This window comes from Pseudomonas sp. 05N434 (assembly GCF_056396965.1).
In genome coordinates this window covers 1-4960 of the sequence record NZ_JBFTMK010000378.1, presented here as the reverse complement: position 1 = coordinate 4960, position 4960 = coordinate 1, and the positions used below count along the sequence as shown (strand labels likewise).

The following is a 4960-nucleotide window of genomic DNA, read 5'->3' as shown; positions in this document are numbered from 1 at the left end:
GAACTCGCTGTTGAGCTTGCCCGCCAGATCCGAAACACGTGCAGCATCAGGCTTGCCGTCAGGCGTCAGCGTGGTTTCCAGCAACTGCTGGTAGAGAATCGAGGCGCCTTGCGACTGATTGCTCTGATACTTCTGAAAGGCCTGCCAGCCGAACACGATGACCAGCGCCAACAGGCCGCCAGTAACCAGGGGCTTGCCGTTGCGTGTCCACCACTCCTTCAACTCCGCCACATGTTCGTCTTCGGTACTCGACACCCCAATACTCCTTAATCGCTAAATCGGCTGTTTGACAGCTTCAACCCTGCACGACGCAGGTGGCCAGGTGTGCAGCAAGCGCATCCCAGGCAATGCTTTGTTGTTCGCCCTGGCCACGCAGGGGTTTGAAACCTACCACTTGCTGGGCCATTTCGTCGTCACCGAGGATCAATGCGTACAGCGCACCGCTCTTGTCGGCTTTCTTGAACTGGCTTTTGAAGCTGCCGCCCCCGGCATTGATTTGCAGGCGCAGGTTGGGCAGTTGATCACGAACACGCTCGCTCAGGGTCAGACCGGCCAGCTCGGCAGCTTCACCGAAGGCGCAGAGGTAGACGTCGACCTGACGGGAGATCTCTTCGGGGATCTGCTCCAGGGTTTCAAGCAGCAGCACCAGACGCTCGATGCCCATGGCGAAACCTACGCCCGGGGTCGGCTTGCCGCCCATCTGCTCCACCAGGCCGTCGTAACGACCACCGGCACATACCGTGCCTTGGGCGCCCAATTGGTCGGTGACCCATTCGAATACGGTCTTGCTGTAGTAATCCAGCCCGCGAACCAGCTTCGGGTTGATCACATAAGGAATGCCGGCGGCGTCCAGGCGAGCCTTGAGGCCCTCGAAGTGCACGCGGGATTCTTCGTCGAGGTAGTCGGCCATTTTCGGCGCGTCGGCCAGCACCGCTTGAGTGTCGGCGTTCTTGGTATCCAGGACCCGCAGCGGGTTGGTCTTCAGACGGCGCTGGCTGTCTTCGTCCAGTTGATCCAGGCGAGCGGTCAGGTACTCGACCAGTGCTTCGCGATAACGACCACGGGATTCGGCAGTGCCCAGGCTGTTGAGTTCGAGCTTGACCGCATCGCGGATACCCAGCTCGCCCCACAGGCGCCAGGTCAGCACGATCAGCTCGGCGTCGATGTCCGGACCGTCGAGGTTGAAGACTTCACAACCAATCTGGTGGAACTGGCGATAACGGCCTTTCTGCGGACGTTCGTGGCGGAACATCGGGCCGATGTACCAGAGTTTCTGCACCTGGCCGCCGCCGGTAATGCCGTGTTCGAGCACCGCACGCACGCAGGCCGCTGTGCCTTCAGGGCGCAGGGTCAGGGAATCGCCGTTGCGGTCTTCGAAGGTGTACATCTCTTTTTCGACGATGTCGGTCACTTCACCGATGGAGCGCTTGAACAGCTCGGTGAACTCGACGATCGGCATGCGGATCTGCTTGTAACCGTAGTTATCCAGCAAACGCGAAACGGTGCCTTCGAAATGACGCCACAGGGGAGTCTGTTCGGGCAGGATGTCGTTCATGCCACGAATGGCTTGCAGAGACTTGCTCACTTTAAATCCTTAAATTCGTTCGGCTCTTCAGTCAGGCTCAGCCGCGAGCGATTACAGCCGCGTCGGCTTCGACCTTTTCGGCCGCTTTCTGGCGGATCAAGCGTTCAAGCTCATCCACCAGATTGTCATTCGTCAGTTTCTGCGACGGCTTGCCGTCGATGTAAATCAGGTTTGGTGTGCCGCCGGTCAAGCCAATATGGGCTTCCTTGGCTTCACCCGGCCCGTTGACCACGCAACCGATTACCGCGACATCCAGCGGCACCAGCAAGTCTTCGAGACGCCCTTCCAGCTCGTTCATGGTTTTGACCACATCGAAGTTCTGCCGCGAGCAGCTCGGGCAGGCGATGAAGTTGATGCCACGGGAACGCAGGTGCAGGGATTTGAGAATGTCGTAGCCGACTTTCACTTCCTCGACCGGGTCGGCCGCCAACGAGATGCGAATAGTATCGCCAATCCCTTCGGCGAGCAGCATACCGAGGCCCACGGCGGATTTCACTGTGCCTGAACGCAAACCACCGGCTTCGGTGATGCCCAGGTGCAACGGCTGGACGATTTCCTTGGCCAGCAAGCGGTAGGCTTCAACGGCCATGAACACGTCGGAAGCTTTTACGCTGACCTTGAAGTCCTGGAAATTGAGGCGTTCGAGGTGTTCGACGTGACGCAGGGCGGACTCGACCAGCGCGGCCGGAGTCGGCTCACCATATTTCTTTTGCAGGTCTTTTTCCAGGGAACCGGCGTTCACGCCGATACGGATTGGAATCCCGCGATCACGGGCGGCATCGACCACCGCACGTACGCGGTCTTCACGACCGATGTTGCCTGGGTTGATGCGCAGGCAATCGACGCCCAGTTCGGCTACGCGCAGAGCGATCCTGTAGTCGAAGTGGATGTCAGCCACCAACGGCACCTTGAYCAGTTGCTTGATCTTGCCGAAGGCTTCGGCGGCGTCCATGTCCGGCACCGAAACCCGAACGATATCGACGCCGGCGGCTTCCAGACGATTGATCTGGGCCACGGTGGCGGCCACGTCATTGGTGTCGCTGTTGGTCATGCTCTGCACAGCGATGGGCGCATCGCCGCCAACAGGCACGTTACCGACCCAGATTTTCCGGGATTCGCGACGCTTGATTGGAGATTCGCCGTGCATGACTTATTGACCTAACTTCAGGCGAGCAGTCTCGCCACTGGTGAACGGAGCGACATCAACCACCTGCCCGTTGTAGCTGACCTGCGCGCCACGGGCAAAGCCCAGACGCACGGCAAAGGGCGGCTTGCCGCTGACGGAAACACTTTCGCCTTTACGCTTGAGACCACTCAACAACACTTTACCCGTGCCGTCGGTCACTTGAGTCCAGCAATCGGCGCTGAATTGCAGTTGAACCTGGCCCTGGCCCGCAACCGGAGCTGCTGGAGCTGCTGGAGCTGCTGGAGCAGCAGCTGCAACGGCCGGCGCAATCGGAGCCGTCGCAACCGCTGCCGGTACAGCGGCAACAACTGGCGCTGCCGGTGTCGCGACAACCGGAGCAGTATTGTGGGCCGGAGCCGCAGGTGTTGCTACCGGGGCTGCTGGAGCGGGTGTTGGCGCCGGCGCGCTTGCTTCGGCGTTGGCAGGCTCCTCCGCCTGCGGCAACGCCAGAGGCGTTTCACCTTCAGACTCACCTTGCGCAACCGCCTGGTCTTCCGGCTCGTCCAGCGGATGGATCTGGGTGGTGCCATCGGCGCCTTCGACTTCAACGTGTTCCGGAGCCAGGCTGACCAGGTCCTTGGTGCGCGATGAGGTTTGATCCTGCCACCAGACAAAACCACCACCAATCACCGCGATCAGCAACAGCAGGCTGACAATTCGCAAAATGGTGTGGGAAACCCGAACCGGCTCTTCGATACGCCCCAGGCTGTGGACGTTGCTGCCCTGGGAGTCGGTGCCGGTGGATTGGTCGAACTGCTGAACCAGAACAGCCTGGTCCATGCCCAGCAATTTGGCGTACGCGCGAATATAGCCACGAGCAAAGGTGTGGCCAGGCAGCTTGTCAAAAGCGCCGGCTTCCAGATTACTCAGGGAATTGACGGTGAGGTTGAGCTTGAGGGCCACTTCGGCCAGCGACCAGCCATTGCTTTCGCGGGCCTGGCGCAAAGTCTCACCGGGGTTAACGCGATTCGCTGCTACAACTTCGGGATGCGCCGCTTTCATCATTGCTCCGACAGGTATTGCTGATATTCCGGCGTACCGGGATAGAGTCGTTTTAATTGCAGGCCATAACTGGCGGCCTTGTCGCGATCTTCAAACACTTTTGCCAGCCGAACGCCGAGCAATAGACTACGTGCATTTTGCTCGGTGAGCAGGCTAAAACGATCGTAATAGTCACGCGCGGGCACATAATGCCTGTCTTCGAATGACAACTCAGCCATTTCCAGCAAGGCACGTGGCTGTTGGCGGTTCAAACGCAGGGCTTTTTCCAGTTGCTGGCGAGCCAGGTCACGCTGGCCCAGCTTTGAAGCGGTCATGCCGAGGTTCTCGAAAACCCGCGAACGCTCAGGATACAGAGTATCGGCGGCCGCCTGTTCAAAGCGCTCGTACGCCTCTTTGTAACGTTTTTCTTCGAACAGAAAACTGCCGTAGTTGTTCAGGATTCGCGCATCGGCGGGACGGGAAGACAGCGCCTTGCGAAAATGCTGATCGGCCAGTTCCGGCTCCATCTCGGCCTGGAACACCAGCCCCAAGGCCGCGTTGGCGTCAGCATCCGAGTCATCCAGTTCCAACGCTTTCTTCAGCGGGACCTTGGCGCGCTCGGTCATGCCCTGCTGCAAGTACCCCAGGCCCAGCTGCACGTAGGCGGCACGCGCTTCATCACGGCCCTTGCTGGTCTTCATCGGGTTGAAATCGCCCGACAGGACACAACCAGCACACAGGCTGGCCAACAGCACAAGCAGCGCGAAGCGCAGGGACATAGAGATCCTCTCTTAATTATTGTTCGCAGCGTTTTGCGGCATATCGTTGTCGGCGCTCAACTCACGCACGGCGATATAACGTTCGCTGCGACGGGTGCGATCCAGCACCTGCCCTACCAATTGGCCACACGCGGCATCGATGTCTTCACCGCGAGTGGTACGCACGGTGACGTTGAAGCCTGCATGGTGAAGCTGATCCTGGAAACGGCGAATCGCATTGTTGCTCGGACGCTCGTAACCGGAGTGCGGGAACGGGTTGAACGGAATCAGGTTGATCTTGCACGGAACATTCTTGAGCAACTCGATCATTTCGACCGCGTGTTCGACCTTGTCATTGATGTCCTTGAGCAAGGTGTACTCGATGGTCAGTACGCGCTTTTCGCCCAGGGACGACATGTAGCGCTGACACGATTCCAGCAGCATCTTAAG

Annotated in this window: 5 protein-coding genes and 1 pseudogene; all 6 read right to left on the bottom strand. The window is 59.3% G+C overall.

Annotated features, from left to right (window positions below; all coding sequences use genetic code 11):
* On the bottom strand, positions 1 to 255 hold a 255-nt coding region (locus AC1DLB_RS21085; RefSeq protein WP_477785580.1), incomplete at its 3' end, for a YfgM family protein.
* Positions 256 to 295: 40 nt separating this feature from the next.
* Positions 296 to 1585: a histidine--tRNA ligase gene (hisS, locus tag AC1DLB_RS21080; protein WP_018927062.1), complete on the bottom strand. Its 1290-nt coding sequence runs from the start codon at positions 1583 to 1585 to the stop codon at positions 296 to 298.
* Positions 1586 to 1622: 37 nt separating this feature from the next.
* Positions 1623 to 2732, bottom strand: a complete 1110-nt coding sequence (gene ispG / locus AC1DLB_RS21075) for a flavodoxin-dependent (E)-4-hydroxy-3-methylbut-2-enyl-diphosphate synthase (RefSeq protein WP_477785579.1) — start codon at positions 2730 to 2732, stop codon at positions 1623 to 1625.
* Positions 2733 to 2735: 3 nt separating this feature from the next.
* The gene (locus tag AC1DLB_RS21070) at positions 2736 to 3773 is read right to left on the bottom strand and encodes a RodZ domain-containing protein (protein WP_477743269.1); all 1038 of its coding nucleotides are present in this window, start codon (positions 3771 to 3773) and stop codon (positions 2736 to 2738) included.
* Positions 3773 to 4531, bottom strand: coding sequence for a type IV pilus biogenesis/stability protein PilW (gene pilW / locus AC1DLB_RS21065; protein WP_018927064.1), 759 nt, complete (start codon positions 4529 to 4531; stop codon positions 3773 to 3775). The genes AC1DLB_RS21070 and pilW overlap by 1 nt, the downstream gene beginning before the upstream one ends.
* Before the next feature lie 12 nt (positions 4532 to 4543).
* Positions 4544 to 4960: pseudogene (locus tag AC1DLB_RS21060) on the bottom strand (23S rRNA (adenine(2503)-C(2))-methyltransferase RlmN); the annotation flags it as partial.